General features: G+C 62.5%; 2 protein-coding genes. One reads left to right on the plus strand and one right to left on the minus strand.

The window, feature by feature from the left end; genetic code table 11:
- Window positions 1-285: LacI family DNA-binding transcriptional regulator (locus tag AC5RWX_RS33370; RefSeq protein WP_494100438.1), on the minus strand; the 285-nt coding region annotated here is incomplete at its 3' end.
- 166 nt (window positions 286-451) lie between these two features.
- On the opposite strand from AC5RWX_RS33370, the gene AC5RWX_RS33375 reads away from it, so the two are divergent.
- Window positions 452-1,349 (plus strand): dihydrodipicolinate synthase family protein (locus AC5RWX_RS33375; protein ID WP_494100439.1); only part of this gene is annotated, 898 nt, incomplete at its 3' end.

Genomic DNA, 1,349 nt, shown 5'->3' on the forward strand with positions numbered 1-1,349 from the left:
GGAAGATGCGGCCTTTTCAAGTTCTTCGAACATCATGGCCATGACCGTGTCGCTCAAGCGGGGGACAAGGACGCCCAACGTCCGCGTTTCGCCCCGACGGAGGCTGGAGGCGAAAGAATTCCGACGGTACCCAAGCTCTTCAGCAATCTTTCGCACGTTGGCTGCAGCAGCTGAGCGGGACGTGGTCCGTTCATCCAGGGCTCGGCTGGCCGTGGAAATACTCACGCCACTGGCCGCTGCAACATCCTTCAGCGTGACGACATTGACTGCGGCAGCCGGTTCCATTGCGGTACTCCTCCTCAGCATGGGTTTAACAAGCACTCTAATCCTCCTGACTTGCAAACGTTCTCTTGACAGTGAGCTGCGACACGTGCAGACTTGAAAGCGTTCCCGCAAACGTTTTCATAGTAGCGGGATTGCCGACCATCAATGAAGACAAGAGGTAGCTGTAATGACACTCGATCTCCGCGGACTCAGCCCCGCACCTGTCACCCCGTTCACCGAAGATGGCGCTGTCGACTACGCTGCGATCCAGCGACTGGGTTCGTGGCTCGGATCGATTGAGGGCGTGAAGAGCCTGGTCGTCCTGGGCCACGCCGGCGAAGGTACGTTCCTCACCGAAGAAGAGCAGCTGGACGTTATCCGCGCGTTCGTCGCGTCGACCGACGGCCGCGTGCCGGTCGTGGCGGGCATCACGAAGGAGGGCAACAAGACCGCGGCCCTCGAGGCAAAGAAGGCTGTCGAGGCCGGCGCGGCAGCCGGTCTCGTCTACCCCTCGCACGGGTGGCTGCGCTTCGGATACCAGGACGGTGCGCCGCAGGCGCGCTACCAGGAAATCTATGAAGAGTCCGGTCTGCCGCTGATCATGTTCCAGTACCCCGACAACACCAAGGCGAACTACAACCTGGACACCCAGCTGGAGATCGCCGGCCAGGAGGGCGTCTTTGCCACTAAGAACGGTGTGCGGAACATGCGCCGGTGGTACACCGAGATCCCCGCGCTGCGCGCTGCGCACCCCGAGCTGCAGGTGCTGTCCTGCCATGACGAGTACCTGCTGCCGACGATGTTCGATGTCGACGGCCTGCTCGTCGGCTACGGCAACATCGCCCCCGAACTCCTCGTCGAACTGATCGAGGCCGGCAAGGCGCAGGACTACCCGCGTGCCCACGCCATTCATGAGCGGCTGCTCCCGGTGACCAAGAACGTTTACCACCGCGGGTCCCACATGGAGGGCACCGTGGCCTTGAAGTGGGGCCTCGTGAACCGTGGCATTCTGGACCACGCCACAGTGCGCACCCCGCTCCTGCCCCTGCCCGAGGGCGCCGATTCCGAAATTGCCGAAGCCTTCG

Source organism: Arthrobacter sp. SPT-J7, assembly GCF_059089965.1.